This is a genomic window from bacterium, assembly GCA_024228115.1.
In the GTDB taxonomy this organism is placed as follows: domain Bacteria; phylum Myxococcota_A; class UBA9160; order UBA9160; family UBA6930.
Genome location: JAAETT010000408.1, coordinates 1 through 854 on the forward strand (window position 1 = coordinate 1; position 854 = coordinate 854).

Sequence of the window (854 nt, forward strand, 5' to 3'; positions counted from 1 at the left end):
GGAGCTGGCGATCCCGAGAGAAGGCCACCTTGAAAAACACACCCACAAAGGGCTAATCACACCACACCTGTCTTGGGCGGCTCCCTATGGCCGCTTTTCAGACGTTCACGTATGGCCGGTTTTGAGGTGTTCACCGAGGATATTGGCCTACAAGTGGTTCTGCTAGTCGGCGATCCCAGTAGCCCCCTTGGAGTCGAGGCGTGGTATGTCGGAGAGCCGGTTCGAGAGTACCCGAGCCTGGGTTTCTCGATGACGGTTCAACTCCCGCCGTTTTCCAGTTCGGGACCGTTGACCGGCATTGTTGCGCCCCGGACTGTTCTTGATGTGGACCCCAGCTCCGCGCCCTTCCTTCTCACTGACGTTCAGAAAGACACCATCTTCTTCGGGGAGTTCTTCCCGATTCGACTTGGCCTCGAGCCGCCGTTTGCAGGCTTGCCGTGTCCACCGCCGAGCACCAACGAACGGCCTATTGCCAATGCGGGTGGCATCTACTCGTCTGTCGCTGGGGATACGATCCAGTTGGACGGCACCGCTTCCCAGGATCCGGAGGGCGGCGCCCTGGGGTTTGAGTGGTATCTGCCACAAGAGGCGATACCGATAACGAGCACGGAGACCAGTCCCAGTGTGGTTTTCGATCGCCCGGGCACATTCACGGTGCATCTTCGAGTCACGGATCCGGAGGGTGCGATATCGCAACTGGGCTTTGGCGCGGTGGAGGCGATTGCGACAGTCGAGGTGGCTGCCCCGCCTGTTTGCGACATCGACCGGAACGGACAGATCAACACGGCCGATTTGACGCTACTCATGGCCGGGCGGGGGGAGGAGGTCAGCGATTTTGATGCGCGCGATCCGGA

General features: G+C 60.3%; 1 protein-coding gene. It reads left to right on the forward strand.

Annotated elements, in window-relative coordinates; genetic code table 11:
- Positions 1 to 72 precede the first annotated feature (72 nt).
- Positions 73 to 854: PKD domain-containing protein (locus tag GY937_17555; protein MCP5058511.1), on the forward strand; the 782-nt coding region annotated here is incomplete at its 3' end.